General features: G+C 74.4%; 16 protein-coding genes. 6 read left to right on the top strand and 10 right to left on the bottom strand.

Features of this window, described 5'->3' with window-relative positions:
- Nucleotides 1-8 precede the first annotated feature (8 nt).
- Nucleotides 9-611, top strand: coding sequence for a dTDP-4-dehydrorhamnose 3,5-epimerase family protein (locus HL189_RS05290; RefSeq protein WP_369132661.1), 603 nt, complete (start codon nt 9-11; stop codon nt 609-611).
- A 16-nt stretch (nt 612-627) separates the two neighbouring features.
- On the opposite strand, the gene rfbD is transcribed toward HL189_RS05290, so the two are convergent.
- Both rfbD and rfbB read right to left on the bottom strand, forming a co-directional pair.
- Nucleotides 628-1503: a dTDP-4-dehydrorhamnose reductase gene (gene rfbD / locus HL189_RS05295; protein WP_369132662.1), complete on the bottom strand. Its 876-nt coding sequence runs from the start codon at nt 1501-1503 to the stop codon at nt 628-630.
- On the bottom strand, nt 1500-2495 hold the full coding sequence (gene rfbB / locus HL189_RS05300; protein ID WP_369132663.1) for a dTDP-glucose 4,6-dehydratase: 996 nt from the start codon (nt 2493-2495) through the stop codon (nt 1500-1502). Before rfbB ends, rfbD begins: the two co-directional genes overlap by 4 nt.
- 106 nt (nt 2496-2601) lie before the next feature.
- Here rfbB and rfbA point away from each other — a divergent pair, with 106 nt between their 5' ends.
- Nucleotides 2602-3468 carry a glucose-1-phosphate thymidylyltransferase RfbA gene (gene rfbA / locus HL189_RS05305; protein WP_369132664.1) on the top strand — a complete coding sequence of 289 codons (867 nt, stop codon included), beginning with the start codon at nt 2602-2604 and terminating at the stop codon, nt 3466-3468.
- Nucleotides 3469-3486: 18 nt separating this feature from the next.
- On the opposite strand, the gene HL189_RS05310 is transcribed toward rfbA, so the two are convergent.
- On the bottom strand, nt 3487-4788 hold the full coding sequence (locus tag HL189_RS05310) for a glycine-rich protein (protein ID WP_369132665.1): 1302 nt from the start codon (nt 4786-4788) through the stop codon (nt 3487-3489).
- Between the two features lie 253 nt (nt 4789-5041).
- On the opposite strand from HL189_RS05310, the gene HL189_RS05315 reads away from it, so the two are divergent.
- Nucleotides 5042-6559: an SGNH/GDSL hydrolase family protein gene (locus HL189_RS05315; protein ID WP_369132666.1), complete on the top strand. Its 1518-nt coding sequence runs from the start codon at nt 5042-5044 to the stop codon at nt 6557-6559.
- Here the strand turns inward: HL189_RS05315 and HL189_RS05320 are convergent.
- Complete coding sequence (locus tag HL189_RS05320; RefSeq protein ID WP_369132667.1) at nt 6516-7610, bottom strand: acyltransferase family protein; 1095 nt, start codon at nt 7608-7610, stop codon at nt 6516-6518. The two genes, HL189_RS05315 and HL189_RS05320, sit on opposite strands and share 44 nt — an antisense overlap.
- A gap of 292 nt (nt 7611-7902) precedes the next feature.
- Here HL189_RS05320 and HL189_RS05325 point away from each other — a divergent pair, with 292 nt between their 5' ends.
- Together HL189_RS05325 and HL189_RS05330 are read left to right on the top strand one after the other, a co-directional pair.
- A complete protein-coding gene (locus HL189_RS05325) occupies nt 7903-9216 on the top strand; it encodes a lipopolysaccharide biosynthesis protein (RefSeq protein WP_369132668.1) in 1314 nt (437 codons plus the stop codon).
- Nucleotides 9213-10787: a DUF2142 domain-containing protein gene (locus tag HL189_RS05330; RefSeq protein ID WP_369132669.1), complete on the top strand. Its 1575-nt coding sequence runs from the start codon at nt 9213-9215 to the stop codon at nt 10785-10787. Before HL189_RS05325 ends, HL189_RS05330 begins: the two co-directional genes overlap by 4 nt.
- Before the next feature lie 7 nt (nt 10788-10794).
- On the opposite strand, the gene HL189_RS05335 is transcribed toward HL189_RS05330, so the two are convergent.
- The 4 genes from HL189_RS05335 to HL189_RS05350 all read right to left on the bottom strand — a co-directional run bounded on the left by HL189_RS05335 (nt 10795) and on the right by HL189_RS05350 (nt 14437).
- A complete protein-coding gene (locus tag HL189_RS05335; RefSeq protein WP_369132670.1) occupies nt 10795-11226 on the bottom strand; it encodes a nuclear transport factor 2 family protein in 432 nt (143 codons plus the stop codon).
- A gap of 158 nt (nt 11227-11384) precedes the next feature.
- The gene (locus HL189_RS05340) at nt 11385-12596 is read right to left on the bottom strand and encodes a DUF222 domain-containing protein (RefSeq protein ID WP_369132671.1); all 1212 of its coding nucleotides are present in this window, start codon (nt 12594-12596) and stop codon (nt 11385-11387) included.
- A gap of 141 nt (nt 12597-12737) precedes the next feature.
- Nucleotides 12738-13670, bottom strand: a complete 933-nt coding sequence (locus tag HL189_RS05345; protein ID WP_369132672.1) for a DNA-3-methyladenine glycosylase — start codon at nt 13668-13670, stop codon at nt 12738-12740.
- Nucleotides 13667-14437, bottom strand: coding sequence for an SDR family NAD(P)-dependent oxidoreductase (locus tag HL189_RS05350; protein ID WP_369132673.1), 771 nt, complete (start codon nt 14435-14437; stop codon nt 13667-13669). Before HL189_RS05350 ends, HL189_RS05345 begins: the two co-directional genes overlap by 4 nt.
- A 109-nt stretch (nt 14438-14546) precedes the next feature.
- Between HL189_RS05350 and HL189_RS05355 the strand changes: the two genes are divergently transcribed.
- Nucleotides 14547-14960 carry a hypothetical protein gene (locus tag HL189_RS05355; RefSeq protein ID WP_369132674.1) on the top strand — a complete coding sequence of 138 codons (414 nt, stop codon included), beginning with the start codon at nt 14547-14549 and terminating at the stop codon, nt 14958-14960.
- Nucleotides 14961-15244: 284 nt separating this feature from the next.
- On the opposite strand, the gene HL189_RS05360 is transcribed toward HL189_RS05355, so the two are convergent.
- Together HL189_RS05360 and HL189_RS05365 are read right to left on the bottom strand one after the other, a co-directional pair.
- Complete coding sequence (locus tag HL189_RS05360) at nt 15245-15925, bottom strand: SGNH/GDSL hydrolase family protein (protein WP_369132675.1); 681 nt, start codon at nt 15923-15925, stop codon at nt 15245-15247.
- A gap of 227 nt (nt 15926-16152) precedes the next feature.
- A complete protein-coding gene (locus tag HL189_RS05365; RefSeq protein ID WP_369132676.1) occupies nt 16153-17193 on the bottom strand; it encodes a hypothetical protein in 1041 nt (346 codons plus the stop codon).
- Between the last annotated feature and the right edge of the window lie 291 nt (nt 17194-17484).

The following is a 17484-nucleotide window of genomic DNA, read 5'->3' on the forward strand; positions in this document are numbered from 1 at the left end:
GTCGGACCGTGCAGATCCGCGAGCTCGCCGTCCCCGACAGCTACGTGTTCGACCTCGTGCCGCACGGCGACAGCCGCGGCCGGTTCACCGAGTGGTACCGGGCGGACGCGCTCGCGGAGGCGCTGGGGTTCGCGATGCCGCTGGCGCAGGCGAACCACAGCACCTCGGCCCGCGGCGCGCTGCGCGGGGTGCACTTCGCGCAGGTGCCGCCCGGCCAGGCCAAGTACGTCTACTGCCCGGTCGGCAGCATCCTCGACGTCGTCGTCGACATCCGGGTCGGATCGCCGACGTTCGGCGTGCACGACGCGGTCGTGCTCGACAGCGAGCAGCCGCGGGCGATGTACCTCGCCGAGGGGCTCGGGCACGCGTTCATCGCGCTGGAGGACCAGAGCTCGGTCACCTACCTGCTGTCGTCGCCGTACGCGCCGGCGCGCGAGTTCGGCATCCACCCGCTCGACCCGGCCCTGGACCTGCCGTGGCCCGCCGACGTCGAGTTCGAGCTGTCCGCCAAGGACAGCGACGCGCCCACCCTCGAGGAGGCCCGCCAGCAGGGGCTCCTGCCGACGATGGAGCAGTGCTCCGCGCGCTACGCCGAGCTGCGCGCCGGCTGAGGCCCGCGAGCGGGGCTCAGCCGCGCAAGGCCGCGACGCAGGCGCGCACCGACTCCTGCCAGGCGGGCAGCGGGGTGAGCCCGGCCGCCACCCAGCTCGCCGGGTCGAGCACCGACCAGGCCGGCCGCGGCGCCGGGCGGGGGAAGGCGTCGGTGGTGGTCGGGCGCACCCGCTCGGGGTCGGCGCCGGCCAGCTCGAACACCAGCCGGGCGAACCCGTACCAGGTGGTGCTGCCGGCGTTGGTGCCGTGCACGACCCCGCGCACCGGCGCCTGCGCGGCCTCCACCAGGCCGGCGGCGAGGTCGGCGGCGGAGGTGGGGCTGCCGGTCTGGTCGTCGACGACGGAGACCTCGTCCCGCTCGGCCTCCAGCCGGAGCATGGTGCGCACGAAGTTGCTGCCGTGCGCGGCGTACACCCACGCGGTGCGGACGACGACCGCGTCGTCCCCGACGGCGGCGACCGCCCGCTCGCCGGCGAGCTTGGTGCGGCCGTAGGCGGTGCGCGGCGCGGGGTCGTCGTCGACCGCGTAGGGCGCGGTGGCGTCACCGGCGAAGACGTAGTCCGTGGAGACGTGCACCAGGCGGCCGGTTCCGGCCAGCTCCTCCGCCAGCCAGCCCGGCGCCTGTCCGTTGACCCGGAGCGCGGTCCCCTCGTCGGTCTCGGCGGCGTCGACGGCGGTGTAGGCGGCGGCGTTGAGCAGGACCGGGCGGGCGCCCCGGGCGACGGCGCCGTCCCGCCAGCGGGACACCACGCCGCGCACCTGGGCCTCGTCGGTCAGGTCGAGCCGGGCCCGGCCCAGCGCCGTCACGTCCTGGCCCGTCAGCACCCGCTGGAGCTCGGTGCCCAGCTGGCCGGTGGCCCCGGTGACCAGCCAGGCGGTGCCCTGGCTCATCCGAGCGCCGTCCCGGCGGAGGCCTTCAGCGGCTCCCACCAGGACCGGTTGTCCCGGTACCACTGGACGGTGAGCGCGAGGCCCTCCTCGAAGGACATCCGCGGGGTGTAGCCCAGCGCGGCGGTCTTGGAGTAGTCGACCGAGTAGCGCAGGTCGTGCCCACCGCCGCGCGGGTCGACGATGTGGTCGACGTAGGTCCAGTCCCGGCCGGTGGCCTCGAGCAGCATCTCGGTGAGCTCCCGGTTGGACAGCTCCCGGCCACCGCCGATGTTGTAGATCTCGGCCGGGCCGCCCTTCTCCAGCACCAGCTGGATGCCGCGGCAGTGGTCGTCGACGAACAGCCAGTCGCGGACGTTGGCGCCCTCGCCGTACAGCGGCACCTTCTCCCCGTCGAGCAGGTTGGTCACGAACAGCGGGATGACCTTCTCCGGGAAGTGGTACGGCCCGTAGTTGTTGCTGCACCGGGTGATCGACACGTTCAACCCGTAGGTCTGCGCGTACGCCCGGGCGAGGAGGTCGCTGCCCGCCTTGGACGCCGAGTACGGGGAGTTCGGCTCCAGGACGTGGTCCTCGGTCCACGAGCCCTCGTCGATCGAGCCGTACACCTCGTCGGTGGAGACGTGGACGACGCGCTCGACCCGGTGGCGGACCGCCGCCTCGAGCAGCTGCTGGGTCCCGAGCACGTTGGTGAGCACGAACCCGGAGGCGCCGGAGATCGACCGGTCCACGTGCGACTCGGCGGCGAAGTGCACCACGACGTCGTGCCCGGGCAGCGCCGCGTCGAGGTCGGCGGCCTGGCAGATGTCACCCCGCACGAAGGTGAAGCGGGGGTCGTCGGCGACCGGGGCGAGGTTCGCCAGGTTGCCGGCGTAGGTCAGCTTGTCGAAGACCGTGACCTCGGCGTCCTCGTACCCGGGATACCCCCCGGAGAGCAGCGTGCGGACGTAGTGCGAGCCGATGAACCCCGCTCCACCGGTGATGAGCATGCGCATGACCGCAAACCGTAGCCAATCGCCGGGGCGAACACCGTTCACCCGGTAGGGGGACCTCCTCACGGGGCCACCGCCGGCCACCGGGGCCTCGCCTACGGTGGCTCCCATGCGCGGGATCATCCTGGCCGGTGGGACCGGCAGTCGCCTGTGGCCCATCACGCTCGGCGTCAGCAAGCAGCTCATGCCGGTGTACGACAAGCCGATGATCTACTACCCGCTCTCCACGCTGATGCTCTCCGGCATCCGCGAGGTGCTGGTGATCACCACCCCGGAGGACCGGGACGCCTTCGCCCGGCTGCTCGGGAACGGCAGCCGGCTGGGCATGCGGATCGAGTACGCGGTCCAGCCGAAGCCGGAGGGGCTGGCCCAGGCCTTCCTGATCGGCGCGGACTTCCTGGACGGCGAGGCCGCCGCGCTGGTGCTCGGCGACAACATCTTCTACGGCGCCGGCCTCGGGACGGCGCTGAGCGAGCAGCCCGAGCCGGACGGCGGGCACATCTTCGCCTACCACGTGGCCAACCCGCGGGCGTACGGCGTGGTGGAGTTCGACGAGTCCGGCCAGGTGCTGTCCATCGAGGAGAAGCCGGAGAAGCCCAAGAGCTCCTACGCCGTCCCCGGGCTGTACTTCTACGGACGCGACATCGTCGACGTCGCCCGCGGGATCACCCCCAGCGCGCGCGGCGAGCTGGAGATCACCGCGGTGAACGACCACTACCTGCGCCAGGGCCGGCTCACCGTGACCGCGCTGGACCGCGGCACCGCCTGGCTGGACACCGGGACCTTCACCTCGCTGCGCCAGGCCACCGAGTTCGTCTCCGTGGTGGAGGAGCGGCAGGGCCTGAAGATCGGATGCATCGAGGAGGTCGCCTGGCGCAACGGCTGGCTGGACGACGACGGCCTGCGCCACGCCGCCGAGCCGCTGGCGAAGAGCGGGTACGGCGACTACCTGCTGGGGCTGCTCGACGGCCTCTGAGCCGCCGGCGGTCCCGCGTCAGCTCCGCGGACGCCGGACGGCGACCACCAGCGCGACGCCGACGGCGACGCTGATCCCGCCGAGCAGCACGCCGGCGAGCACCGCCGCACCGTCGGAGTCCAGCGCGCCGACCGGCCCGCCCGAGGCCGCGGTGTCCACCGTGAGCGGGGCGCCGGCCACCCGGCTCGGCACCTGCCCGGTCGGCGGCGGGCTCTGCGCCGCGGGCACGGCCACCCGCTCGCCGGCCGGCGACGGCCCGGCGACCGGCACCACCGCCGGGGCTCCGGCCGGGATCTCCGCCGGGGTCGGGGCCTGTACCGCGAACGGGGCCTCGACCGGAGCCGAGGTGTCGGCCGGGGTCTCGGCCGGCACCGCGTAGGTGAGGGTCACCGAGGCCGGGCCCGTCGTCCAGTCCGCGGTGCCACCCGGCGGCACCAGCGACGTGCCGCCGGTGCCGGCCACCCAGGACGCACCGCCGGCCCCGCCGAAGAGGCCGCCTCCGCCGCCGCCACCGCCGTGGCCGGCGCCGCCGTCCGCGTCGGCCCCGCCGCTGCCCTGCCCGTAGCGGCCCTCGGCACGCCACTGCTCCCACGGCGGGGTGGGGGCTGCGGCGTCCTGCACGTCCTGCGTCCCGGCGGGGAGGTCGTCACCCGCCGGGACGGTGGTCTGGTCGGCGCCCTCCGGCGTGGGGAGGACGGTTGCGGTCGTGCCGGTGTCCCAGGCGGTCGGGTCGCCCCAGCCGCCGTCGGACAGGGAGGCCCCGCCGCTGCCCGCGGCCACCAGCACGCGGGAGTCCAGGGAGCCCTCGGCGTCGCCGCTGACGGTCCGGACGTCGCTGGCGCCGCCCCCACCGGCTCCCGAGGTGCGCAGCTCGTCGCCGTCCGGTCCGGCGGCACCACCGGGGGCGCCGCCGTTGAAGCCGCCCGCGCCACCCGCTGCGGGGAGCGTCGGCTCGGCGGGCACCGCGTCCCCGCCGTCCCCGCCGACGCGGACGAACAACGTCTGTCCCGGCGCCACGGCCAGCGGGCCGGTGACGACGACCGGTCGCCCGGCCGACGCGGCACCCACTGCCCGGCCGCCCGTGCCGCCGACGGCGGAGGCCTGCAGGACGGTGACGCCGTCGGGCACGACGAACGCCTGCTCCGCGCCGGTCGCCGACCAGGTGCAGGTGACCGAGGTCCGGTCGTCCGACGTCCGGCAGGTCTCCTCGGCGGAGGCCGGCGTCGCCGGGGAGAGAGCCGGGGACAGCGCCAGCCCGAGACCGACCAGACCGGCGACCCCGGCCAGGCCGAGGGTCGAGCGGGTGGCTGAGCGGATCACGGTGCTCCTCGGTGCGGCCGGCTCGGGCGGGAACGGGGACCGACGTTAGGAAGCCAGGACCGGACGCCCCTGACAGACACGCCCGGCCCCGTGCCGGCGGGGGCTGCTGTGACGACTGGTTCGGCGGTGACCTGCGCCGTCGGGTTGAATCCGACTCAAGATCCCGTCCTGCCCGGTCGAACATCCGGGTGGGACGGCGACCACATCAGCACCACCCGTGCGCTTCCGGCACGGGGAGACGGGGGGAACGAACGTGCGCGTACCGGGTCCGGGCAGACGCCGCCGGCTCACCGTGGTCACCGTCCTGACCCTCGGCCTCACCCTGGCCGCCACGCCGTCCGCCTCCGCCCAGGGCGAGCCGGTCGGCGGCGCGGGAGCCGCCTACTTCCTGGCCGGCGCCGGCAACACCACCGGCTGGGCGGTCGAGGCGTACTACTACGGCGACCCCGGGGACGTCGTGTACTTCGGCGACTTCGTCGACGGGAGCGGCGCCTTCGGCAGCGACGGCCGGGACGAGGCGATGGTCCGCCGGGGCAGCACGTTCATCATCCGGGGCGCCGAGCAGCGGCCCTTCGTCTACGGCGACCCGGGCGACACCGTGCTGGTCGGGGACTGGGACGGCGACGGGACCGACACCCTCGCCGTCCGGCGGGGCAACCACTACTTCGTCAAGAACGACATCAGCACCGGGTACGCCGACGCGGACTTCTTCTACGGCGAACCCCGCGACGACGTCCTCGTGGGCAACTGGGACGGCGACGGCAGCCGCGCCGACGCGCAGCACCCGGTCACCACGGACACGCTCATGGTCCGCCGGGGCAACCACTACTTCGTGAAGAACGACACGAACACCGGCTTCGCGGATTACGACTTCTACTTCGGCGAGCCCGGCGACACGGTGCTGGTCGGCGACTGGGCGACCGCCACGGAGTCCGGCGACCACGCCTCCCAGCTGATGGTCCGGCGGGGCAACCGGTACTTCCAGTCCGACGAGGTGTGGACGGCGGAGGGCCGGCGCAGCGGCTTCGGCCTGCGCACCCGGGAGGCCTTCTACTACGGCGAGCCGTCGGACACGGCCTTCGTCGCGACGCTCCCCCGCCGCGTCGAGGACGCCGGCGGCACGCGCGTCGTGTTCGGCGACGGCCTGGCGGTCCGCCGGGCGGCCGGCCCGTCCGCGCCGCTGACCGAGTCGGCCCGCGCCTCCGGCGAGCCGATCGGCGCGCGGACCTACGCCGCCGTCGGCGACTCGATCACCTCGGGCATCCCGGGCGGGGAGGCGACCGGCATCCACAACCCGGGCGCCTCGTCGTGGCTGAACGGGGAGACCGCGGAACGGCTGGTCCTCGCGGGCGGCTGGGCGGTCTCGGCGAAGACGACCAGCGACATGCGGGCCAACGTCGTCCCCACCCCGTCGGAGGTGCTCGTCCTGCTGGGCGGGACCAACGACGTGAACAACCTCCCCTGGGAGGTGACCGAGGCGAACCTGAGGGCGATCTCGGCGACGATCGGCGCGCGGAACACGCTGCTGGTCGCCATCCCCCCGATCCGCGCCCAGGTCCCCGCCCGCACGGCGTTCAACGCCCGGCTCGCCGCCCTGGCCAGTCAGCAGGGCTGGCGGTTCGCCGACCCGTGGGGCCCGGTCAGCGTGAACGGGGAGTGGGCGCCCGGAGCGGACCAGGACGGCGTCCACCCGACCCCGGAGACCGCGGTCACCGTCGGCCGGATCATCACCGACGAGGCGTGGCAGGCAGCGGCACGTCGCACCCGCTGACCGCCGCCGGCGCTGGGGCCCGCCGGGGCGCGGTCCGACGCAGCACCGCCCGCCGCCCCGGCTCCTCCACCAGCCGGTACACGACTGCGGCCAGCACCCAGGACAGCCCGAACGCCACGGCGCTCCACCCGAGACCGGCGACGACGGTGCCCGGCCGCTCCGGCAGCAGCGCGCCCATCGCCTGCAGGACCGGGATGTGCACCAGGAAGAACGCGAAGGACCACACCCCCGCCCGCTGCCAGCCCCGGCCGGCGAGCACCGGGTCGCCCCGCCGGTCGCGGGCGGCCAGCGACGAGACGAGCACCAGGAAGCCCAGCGCCGGGGCGGCGAGGTTGGAGAAGGCGAGGTAACCGGCGGCCGACGCGAGCGCCAGCGCGACCGCGGCGGGGACCGACCGCAGGCCGGGCGACCCCGTCACCGCCGCGTGCACCCCGAGGTAGAACACCGGCAGGTAGGCCGGCGGGAAGGTCGCCCAGACCCAGTCCTGCCGCAGCGCCTCCCCGCCCAGGACGGCCAGGGCGGTGAGCGCGGCCAGCGACCACGCCGGGCTGCGGCGGAACAGCCGGGTCGCCGGTCGCAGGGTGAACGGCAGCGCTCCGTAGAACAGCGCCTCGATGCTCAGCGACCAGGCGGGCAGGGAGATGCTCACCCCGGAGCCCGCGGGGTCCCAGCTCTGCACCAGCAGCAGGTTGGCGAGCAGGCTGCCCGGGTCCAGCAGCGGGCTGGCCGGGTTCCGGAGCAGCACGGCGACGACGCCCAGCGCGAGGGCCAGCAGGTACACCGGGTAGATCCGGGCGGCCCGGCGCACCAGGAACATCGGCGTGCCGCCCCGCAGCGCGGCCGGCCGGGCGAGCAGGAAGCCGCTGAGGACGAAGAACAGCAGGACGGCGTCGATGCCGATCCCCCGCACCGCCGACCAGCCGGAGGCGAGCGGCGTGGCGCCCAGCAGGTACGCGAGGTGGTCGACGAACACCGCCCCGGCCGCGATGCCCCGGACCCCGGTGAGGGAGGGCAGGTCGTCCGCTCGGGCGACGGGGTTCGGGGCGGGCATCGCCTCGACGATAGGAGGGCGTTCCCGACACCCCCCGACGCACGGGGCGCGAGTGGCCGCTGGGGCGCCCGGGACGTCCCCGGCGCGTCCGGTGGGGGGCGTGGGCCGGGGGTGCTGCGGGGACCCACCGCGTGCGCGGGGTGGTCCGCGTCGCGGGCTAGCCTTCTCCCTGGTCTCCGGGACCGCCGCGCAGCACCGGGTCGATCCCCCGGTGGGTCAGCCGTCCCGACCCGATCCCCGACCGGTCCGTGGGCCGACCGGCCGCCGCGCGGCCGCTTCGAGAGAGGACGTCATGTCCACCGAACCAGCGGCCTCGTCAGGCGTCGCCTCCCGCCTGGCCGCCCGATGGCACTCGGTGCCGCTGCTCGGCCAGCTGGGGCCGGTGGCGCTCGGGCTGGTCGTGCTGGGGCTGGGGTCCTTCGCCTACCTGAGCGTGACCGGGCGCGCGCTGGGGCCCACCGCCTTCGCCCCCGTCGCGACGCTGTGGGTGCTGTTCAACGGCGCGGGGCTGGCGCTGTTCCAGCCGATCGAGCAGGAGCTCAGCCGCGCCACGGCCTCGCGCCGGGCGCTCGGGCAGGGCGGCCGGCCGGTGCTGCTGAAGGCGGTCGGCTACGCCGTCGGCGCGACCGTCGTGGTGGGCGGGCTGGTGCTGGCGTTCTCCGGGCCGCTCACCGACCAGGCGTTCAACGGCGCCGGGGTGCTCGTTCCGCTGCTGGTCCTCGGGCTGGTCGGGCTGGCCGCGGAGCACGTGCTGCGCGGCGTGTTCGGCGGGAACGAGCGGTTCTCCCGGTACGGCGCCCAACTGGCCGTGGACGGCGCGCTCCGCGTGGTGGTGCCGCTGGTGCTGATGCTCGTCGCGGCGCGGGAGGTGGGCGCGTTCGGGCTCGCCCTGGTGCTCGCCCCGCTGCTCGCGGCCGTGCTCACCGCCGGCCGGCCCGGCACGCTGGGGCAGCCGGGCCCGCCGCTGCCCTGGCGGGACATCGCGCCGCACCTGCTGGTCCTCACCGGCGCGGCGCTGCTCTCGCAGCTGATCATCAACGCCGCCCCGATCGCCGCGCAGCTGCTCGCCCGCCCGGACGAGGCGGAGGCCGCGGGCATCTTCATCTCCGCCCTGGTGCTGACCCGGATCCCGCTGTTCTTCTTCGGCGCGGTCCAGGCCGCCTTCCTGCCCTCGCTGGCCGGGCTCGCCGCGGTGGGCGACCGGCACGGGTTCGGCCGCCAGCTCCGCCAGGTGGTCCTGCTCGTCTCCGCCGTCGGCGGGCTGTTCGTCCTGGTGATGGCGGCGATCGGGCCGTTCGCGCTGCGGCTGCTCTACGGCGACGAGTTCGTCGCCACCCGCACCGAGCTGGTGCCGCTGGCCGTCGCGGCCGCGCTGTACATGGTCGCCCAGGTCATGGCGCAGACCCTGATCGCGCTGCGCGCCTACCCCGCCGCGCTGATCGGCTGGGCGGCCGGGTCGGCGGTGTTCATGCTGGCCCTGCTGGTGCCCTCGCAGCTGGAGCTGCGGGTGGGCGCGGCGTTCCTCGCCGGTTCGCTGGTCTCGCTGGTCACGCTGGTGCTGTTCGTCCGGGCGCGGGAGCGCCGGCTGACGGAAACCGACCGGTGAGCCGGGTCGACCAGTCGCCGCACACGGCGCCGCTGCCGCGGACCGGCGGGGCGACCGGCGTCGCCGGGCGGCCGTCCTCGCCGCGCCGGCGCTGGTGGACGGCGTTCGCCCTGCTCAGCCTGCTCGGCGGGCTGTGGGCGCTGGCCGGCCCGGTGTTCAGCGTCCCGGACGAGCCGGCGCACGCCGTGTACGCCGCGGCCGCGGTGCGCGGGGAGCTCTGGGCGCCGACCACCGGGATCGACACGACGGTCACCGTGCCCGCCACGTACGCCAACGCCAGCACGGCCGCGGCCTGCTTCATCTACGACGGCACCGTCCCGGCCGGGTGCGCGGAGCTGTTCGTCGCCCAGCCGGGGACGGCGGAGGTGGTGACCACCGCGGGGCGCTACCCGCCGGCCTACTACCTGTTCGCCGGGTCGGCGACGCTGGTCACCGACGGGGCGACCGCCATCTACCTGATGCGGTTCCTCACCGTGCTGGTGTGCGCGGCGCTGCTGGCCTCGGCGTACCTGTCCGTGAGCGAGCGGCGGTCGCCGTGGCCGCTGACCGGGCTGGTGCTCGCGTGCACGCCGATGGTGCTGTTCTTCACCGCCGCGGTGAACCCGCAGGGCCCCGAGCTGGCCGCGGGCATCGCGCTCTGGGCGTCGGCGCTGGCGCTGTTCCCGCCGCCCGGCCCCGCCGGGGCACCCGACGACGCCGCGTCCCGGGTGGCCCCCCGGCTGGTGCTCCGCTGCCTGGCGGCGATGGCCGCGCTGGCGCTCATCCGCCCGCTGTCGGTGGTCTGGCTTGGCCTGATCGTGGGGGTGGTGCTGCTCTCCCGGGCGACCGGCCGCCGCCTCGTCGCCCTGCTGCGCGACCGCTGGATGCTGCTCGGCGGGCTGGCCGTGGGGGCGATGGTGGCGATGACCGCCGTCTGGGTGCTGGCCCGGGACGCGCTGCGCCAGTGGTCGCGGCCGGTGGACATGCCGGTGCCCGACGCGGCGCTGGTGTCGGTCTCCAAGCTCGACGGCGAGTTGGCGGAGATGGTCGGCGTGTTCGGCTGGCTGGACAACGCCGCGCCGGGGCTGGTGCATGTCCTCTGGATCGGCGCGGTGGCGGTGCTGGCCGTGCTCGCCGCCGCCGTCGGCACCCGCCGCGAGCGCCTCGCCCTCGTCGCCGTGGTGGCGATCAGCGTGGTCGTGCCCGTGGTGTCGGAGCTGTCCTCGTACCGGGAGAGCGCCTTCGCCTGGCAGGGGCGGTACATCCTGGCGTTCAGCGCCGGGCTGACGGTGCTGTCGGGCTACGTGCTGGCCGACCGGTTCCCCGACGAGATCGGCCGGCGGGTCTGCCGGGGGCTGGTGGTGGCGGCCGGGCTCGCGCACGTGGTGGCGTTCATCGGCAACCTCAACCGGTACGTGCACGGGATCGACAGCTTCTGGTTCCTGGGTGAGCCGGGCTGGCGCCCACCGCTGCCGGCCTGGCTGCTCATCGCCGCGTTCGCCGTCGTCACGGCGGCCGCGGTGGCCGGCCTGCTACGCCAGCTCCGCGACCAGCGGAACCCCGCGCCGATGCCGGCGGTGCCCGCCGGCTGATGCGCCGTCAGCCGCCTGACGGCACGACCGGTTCGGGCGGCCGCTCCTCTGTGACCGTGTCGGCATGGCGGTGCACGATCTTCCAGCCGTCGTCCTCGCGTCGGAAGACCGTCGTCACCCGCAAGGCCATCGGCACCAGGTCGTGGGCGCCGCCGAGCTTCACCCGGAAGCGCTGGATCCCGACGTCGTAGGCGAGATCGGCCGTCTCGTACCCGGAGATGCGGTCGAAGGTCAGGCCCTCACCCTCCCGCAGCGTCGCGGCCGCGCGGGCCACCACCTCGCACACGCGCTCCCACCCACGCACCGGTGGGCCGTACGGGTTCGCGAGCGTGACGTCGTCCCGGCGTGACCAGAGCTTCCGTTGCGGCTCCGGGTCCCCCTGGATGACCGCCTCGACCGAGCGGTGGTAGCGGTCCCGCAGCTCGTCCAGATCCGACATGGTGCGGAGCACCTCCTCGAGAGCGCCCCGCTCCGACGCGACGGCAGCACCCTCATCGTGGCCGCGCTCGCGGCGGGTGACGAGGGCATCCGGCACGACCAGGGTCGAGCAGTGACTCAGATCAGGACACGCCGATGCCGGCTGACCCGCCGGGCCGTTCACAGGCGCGGGTGGATGAGGATCTCGGTGCCGTCGGGGCGGTAGGTGCGCCATCGGTGGCCCGGTGGTGCGGTGTCGTCGCGTTCAACGCGGAAGCCGTGGTGGACCTTGGTGTGGTGCCGTTCGCACAGCAGCGCGGAGTTCTCCAGCGACGTACGGCCGCCGTTGATCCATTCGAGCCGGTGATGGACGTCGCACCAGTGGGTGGGGGCTCCGCAGCCAGCGAACACGCAGTGCTGGTCGCGCCGCTCGACGGCCCGGCGGATGTGCGGTGGAACGACCCGTTTGTCCCGGCCGACGTCCAGGGGCAGACCGTCGGCGTCGAGGACCATCCGTCGGATCGTGGCGTCACACGCCAACCAGCGGGCGCGGGCCGCGGACAGGGTGGCGCCGAACCCGGTCTCCGCCGCGCCGGGGTTCCGGCTGGGGTCTACCAGGTCTTCCACGCCGATGGTGAGCACGACGTGCGGCTTGACGGTGCGCAGGAACGGCAGATCCCCCTGCGCGAGGGCGTTGTCGCACAGCTGCACGAGGGCGTCGGCCTGCTGCTGCACCCGGGTACGCATATCGCCCTTCGGGCGGGAGGCCTGCACGATCGACTCCAGGGCGGCCTGCACCTTCTCCCCGCCGACGGCGTCGAGGTCGAACCGGCCGGTGATGCTGCCGTCGGCGTGCTTGGCGATGGTCAGCCGCCGCCCCTCGGTGGGGTCGGGCTCCGGGCCGTCGGGGTCCAGGGCGTCCAGATAGCGGTGCACCACCTCACCCAGCCGCTGGAACGGCTGCGTGGCCGCGACGGTCGCAAGCGCGGCGTCCACCTCGGCCAGGTCGACGTCCTGCGCGGCGGCCGCGGCGAGCGCCTCCTCCGACACGGCCGGGGCGATCACGGCGACCTGCTCGGCGGTCACCTGCCCGGCGGCGAACGCCTCCGCCACCGCCGGCAGGTGCTCCAGCGCCCGCCCCGACCGCACCAGCCGCCCGGCCGCGCCGGGCGAGAGCCGGCCGTGCCTGCGCAGCCATGCCTGCATGGTCTTCAGCCCGTCGCCCTCCGCCGCCCCCGTCGTCTCACACTTGCGCACCACCCGGGTGATGAAGGCACCGAGCTGGTTCCGGTTGCGCAGCGCCTCACCGAGCACCGCCAGCAGCGGCGGGCCGGACAGCCCTGACAGGTCCTCGCCCGCCAGCGCGTCCAGGGCGGACTGCAACTCACCCACGGAGCACCTCCCGACCGGTTCGAATGTGTGTTCGAATGTATCGGTCCAAGCGGTTTTCGCAGCATGAATCCCCAGGTCAAGCGCGGTATCCACAGATTGCGACGAGAGCTTGACAGGGTGACGGAAGCCGCGTGGGGACGGTCAGTGGCGGCGGTAGTCCGTGGGGGCCATCCGGGGGCCGCGCTTGGGCGGCATCGACCCGCCGACCTCGAGCAGCCGGACGACGCGCTGCCGGTGACCGCGGAAGGGCTCGAGCAGCTCGAGCATCCCGGCGTCGTCGGTCTTGCGCCCGGCCAGCGACCAGCCGACCAGGTTCTTCAGGTGGTAGTCGCCCACGCTGACCGAGTCCGGGCAGCCGACGGCGCGCTGGGCGACCTCCGCCGCCGTCCACACCCCGATGCCGGGCACCGACTGCAGCCGCCGCCGCAGGTCCGCGCAGTCGTCGTGCGCGGCGGCCTCCAGCCGGGAGGCCACCGACGCCACGGCGCGCAGCGCCCGGCGGCGGGCGCCGTCCAGCCCGCAGGCGTGCCACTGCCAGTCGGTGACCGCGAGCACCCGCTCGGGCGAGGGGACGACGCGCATCCCGGCCGGCGCCGGGCCTGGCGCCGGGTCGCCGGCCAGGCGCAGCAGCTCGCGGTAGGTCCGGTGCGCCTCGAGGCCGGTCACCTTCTGCTCCAGGACGGCGGGCACCAGCGCGTCCCACACCCGGCCGGTGCGCCCCAGCCGCAGCCAGGGCGTGCTGCGGTGCACCCGCGCGACGAGAGGGTGGGCCTCGGCGGGGAAGCCCGACGGGTCGTCCTCGGCGCCGAGCCACGCCGGCACGAGCGGGAGGACGGCGGCCGCGCCGGGCCCCCAGGCGTCGATGCGGATGCCGTCGGGCACCGTGCGCAGCCGGACCGTGGCCGGGCCGGCCGCGGTGGTCATCGTGCGCCAGACGCCGTCCTCGGCGTAGCGCAGCGTCGGGTCGCCGGTGCCCCGCCGGTCCCGGGAGAGCACGCGCCGCACGTCCAGCGGCCAGTCCGGCTGCCAGGTGACGGAGAGCGTGCCCTCGTGGGGCGGGGCCGCGAGGGTCACTTCGGGGCCATGCGCAGGGCACCGTCCATCCGGATGACCTCGCCGTTGAGGTAGCCGTGCTCGACGATGTCCAGCGCGAGCTGCGCGAAGTCCTCCGGCCGGCCCAGGCGCCGCGGGAACGGGATGTTGGCGGCCAGGCTGGTGCGGGCCTCCTCGGGCAGGTCGGCCAGCAGCGGCGTGTCGATCAGGCCGGGGGCGATCGTGCAGACCCGCACGCCCACCGCCGCGAGGTCGCGGGCGGCGGGCAGCGTCATGCCCACGATGCCGCCCTTGGAGGCGGCGTAGGCGATCTGCCCGATCTGCCCGTCGTAGGCGGCGACCGAGGCGGTGTTGACGACGACGCCGCGCTCGCCGTCCTCCCCCGGCTCGGTGCGCGCCATCGCCGCCGAGGCCAGCCGGAGCACGTTGAAGGAGCCGACCAGGTTGATCATCACCGTGCGGGTGAACGGCGCGAGCTCGTGCGGCGAGCCGTCCCGGGCCAGGGTGCGCTGCACCCAGGCGACGCCGGCGCAGTTGATCGCGATCCGCAGCGGGCGGTCCTTGCCGGTCGCCTCGTCGACGGCGGCCTGCACGGAGGCTTCGTCGGTGACGTCGGTGCGGACGAAGGTGGTCTGCCCGCCCAGCTCCTCGGCGAGCGCCCGCCCCTTGTCCTCCTGCAGGTCCAGGATCGTGACGGCGGCCCCGCGGGCCGCGAGTGCCCGGGTGGTCGCCTCCCCCAGCCCCGAAGCCCCGCCCGACACGACCGCTGCGACGTCGAAGTCCCTCATGCGTTGCAGGCTAGGCCCACGTCCCGGTCGGCCGACCGAGGCATGCCCGTCGGGTCAGCGGCCCGTTCCGGAACCGACGTAGGCTCGTCGGCCGACGGAGGGAGCGCGCATGTTCGAGAAGCTGACCGGCAACGTCCAGGGCCCGCTGGAGGTCCACGGCGCGGTGGAGATCGAGGGCACGTTGCACGGTGGTGCCGTGGTCACCGGCCAGCTCGACCTGATCGGCACCTGCAACGGCCCCATCGAGGTCCGGCTGGACGGGCACGCCGACATCGAGGCGGTCGTCCGCGGCAACGTGCTGGCCCGCAGCGGCACGCTCCGGCTGCGCGGCATCCTCGAGGGTCTGCTCGGCGCCGAGCCCGGTGCCGACGTGCAGCTGGCCGTGGGGACGATCGTGAACGGTCGCCGCCTGGAGGCCGACGGCACGTTCACGCCGGTGGAAGGGTCCTTCGGCTTCAGCATCCCGGACGACGCGCAGATGATGCGGCTGCAGTCCGACGCCAGCTGGACACCGGTCGGCTGAGGCGGACGGGGGCCCAGGGACCGGGTCGGAATCGTTCGCTGGCGACGCGCGCCGCCTCCGACGGTTGATCCTCCCGAGGGCATAACGTGAGCACGTCCCAGTCACCGAAGGCCGGCCGCCTCCGTCGCCGCCATCGCACACTGTGGGTGCTGTCCCGCTCGGCGCGCCGAGTGGGGACGCGCTGGTACCCGGGCCCCGGTTGTGGCGCCCCCTCCGATCGCCGGGGCCCGGGTGTCCAACGCACCGCACGAGCTCTCTTCCTCCCCCACTGCGGAGAGACCTCCTCAGCGGTCGGGGAGCAGCCCCGCGAGCGCCGGGGTGATCTCCGCGGCGAAGACGGCGTGGCCGGTCTCGTTGAGGTGCAGCCCGTCCGACGCGATGAGCTCCGGACGCCCCATCAGCCAGCCGCTCGCGTCGACGAACGTGGCGCCCGCCCCGCCGGCGGCGGAGGCCAGGGCGTCGCGCAGGGCGTAGAGCGCCGCGGTCGGCTCCTGCCTCGGCCACTCCGGGCCGATGACGAGGAGCTCCGCTTCCGGAGCAGTCGCCTCGATGAGGGCGAACGTGGCGACGGCGTCCTGGCGGACGGCCTCCGGGGCGAGGGTGGCGTCGTTGAAGCCACCGAAGACGACGACGACGTCGGCGTCCTCGGGCGGCGGCTCCGTGGCGACGGTGTAGGGGTAGGACCAGCCCACCTCCCAGTTGGTGTACCCGGACCCGGAGTGGCCGTGGTTGACCAGCTCGAGATCCAGGTCGTCCGCCACCAGGGCCGGCCAGCCGCTCGGCAGATCCGAGCCCTGGCCCGGGCCGACGTAGCTGTCGCCGTAGACGACGACCACCGGGGGCTCCGGTCGCGAGGTCGCCGCGGCCGTGCCGGTGGGCTCGGCGGCCGGCCCGGAGCTCGTCGGCGAGGTGCACGCGGAGAGGATCGCGAGGACGCCGAGCACCGCAGCGGCCCTACCGCGCATGACCTGCCCCCACCCCCGTCGATGCGCGTCCGCAGCGCTCGCGGTCGAGGGTAACGAGGCCCGCGGAGGCGGCTCGTGGACGCGCGTGTCGTCCGCTAGGGCGGTGCTGGGCCCGGATACGCGACTGAGCCCCCGCCCGGACCTGGGGTCCGGGCGGGGGCTCAGTCGTTCAGTGGTGCGGTGCTGGGGTCACCTCAGGAGGTGGCCCGGCGGCGTTCCCGTCAGGGTCAGCCGATGACGCGGCGGATGCCGATGCCGTCGCCGGTGATGGTGGCGGAGGTGCCGGCGCCGGTGGTGGCGGCGCGGTTGTCGTCGTAGGTGTAGGGGAAGTTGGCGACGAACGCGGTGTCACCGGGGTTGCCGTAGTAGAAGCTGGTGGTCGAGATCGGGTCCAGCTTGACGGCCGGGGCGACGACCTTGGCGACCGAGATCTCCTCGGAGAGGAAGTACTGGTTGCCGCGCTTGATGGCCAGCTGGTCCACGCCGTTGGAGTTGACGCCGAGGTCCTTGACCTTCAGGCCGAGACCGAAGGTGACCTTGGACTCGTCGACGTTCCGGGTGGCCGGGTCGTCGGCGGCGGCGGCGTACTGCTTGGACTCGTCGACGTCCGGGGTCGCCGGGTTGTCCTTGACGTAGGCCGGGGCCTTGGCCCAGTCGCCGGCCAGGACGGTGTCGTTGACCTCGCCGTAGTGGAAGTCGTACTCGGAGTAGACGTTGGCGTTCACGTTCGAGACGAAGTAGTGGTTGCCACGACGCACCATCAGGGTGTCCAGGTTGTTGGCGTCGCCGTCCCAGTCACCGACGAGGACCTGGTCGTTCGGGTCGCCGTACCAGAAGTCGGAGTCCGAGTAGCCGCTCTTGTCGAGCGCGTTCTTCACGAAGTAGTGGTTGCCGCGACGGACGGCCACCTCGTCCTCGGGGTCGGCGTCGAAGTTGCCGACCAGCACCGTGTCGCCCTTGTCACCGAAGAGGATCATGGTGCCCTCGGAGCCACGCAGGATGAAGCCGTTGCCGCGGCGGACGAGGGCCTCGTCACCCGGGGTGGCGTCGACGAAGTTGCCGAAGTAGACCTCGTCGTTGGCCTCGCCGTAGGCGAAGGCGTAGGCGGCCATGCCGTTGGTGTTGCCGGCGCCGGCGAGGTAGTAGCCGTTGCCCGAGCCGCCCACCGGGGCGCCCTGCGCCGCAGCCGGGGTGATGGCGGTGGCGAGGATGCCGGCCGAGAGGCCGGCGGTCAGGAAGCCGACCGCCAGCGCGCGCTTGTTGCTCATGGAATGGGACCCCCATAGATCCGCGCCCCGTGTTGGGCGACTGGCAGAAAGTTAACAGTCACCGACCGCTGAGCAAGGACGTTCCTTAGGCACATGTGTCCGTGTCGCCACGGATCGCGGGCGCAAGTTGTGCACCGAAAGCCCTCGTCACCTGTTCCAGCGGAAAGTCTCCACAAAACCGGCCTCGTCCGGCTGGCACACCACCACCACCCCAGCCGGACACGCCGAGTAATCAGCCCTTCACTGACGCCGACTGCCGATGCGGTCGGCAGCCGACACCCGGCGCGCACT

The sequence above is a fragment of the Modestobacter sp. I12A-02662 genome, from assembly GCF_041028325.1.
GTDB lineage: Bacteria > Actinomycetota > Actinomycetes > Mycobacteriales > Geodermatophilaceae > Modestobacter.

Coding starts and splice junctions, on each gene's coding strand:
- rfbD (WP_369132662.1), bottom strand. CDS start 1,503: ATGAGCCAGGGCACCGCCTGGCTGGTCACCGGGGCCACCGGCCAGCTG.
- rfbB (WP_369132663.1), bottom strand. CDS start 2,495: ATGCGCATGCTCATCACCGGTGGAGCGGGGTTCATCGGCTCGCACTAC.
- rfbA (WP_369132664.1), top strand. CDS start 2,602: ATGCGCGGGATCATCCTGGCCGGTGGGACCGGCAGTCGCCTGTGGCCC.
- HL189_RS05320 (WP_369132667.1), bottom strand. CDS start 7,610: ATGCCCGCCCCGAACCCCGTCGCCCGAGCGGACGACCTGCCCTCCCTC.
- HL189_RS05325 (WP_369132668.1), top strand. CDS start 7,903: ATGTCCACCGAACCAGCGGCCTCGTCAGGCGTCGCCTCCCGCCTGGCC.
- HL189_RS05335 (WP_369132670.1), bottom strand. CDS start 11,226: ATGTCGGATCTGGACGAGCTGCGGGACCGCTACCACCGCTCGGTCGAG.
- HL189_RS05350 (WP_369132673.1), bottom strand. CDS start 14,437: ATGAGGGACTTCGACGTCGCAGCGGTCGTGTCGGGCGGGGCTTCGGGG.
- HL189_RS05355 (WP_369132674.1), top strand. CDS start 14,547: ATGTTCGAGAAGCTGACCGGCAACGTCCAGGGCCCGCTGGAGGTCCAC.
- HL189_RS05360 (WP_369132675.1), bottom strand. CDS start 15,925: ATGCGCGGTAGGGCCGCTGCGGTGCTCGGCGTCCTCGCGATCCTCTCC.
- HL189_RS05365 (WP_369132676.1), bottom strand. CDS start 17,193: ATGAGCAACAAGCGCGCGCTGGCGGTCGGCTTCCTGACCGCCGGCCTC.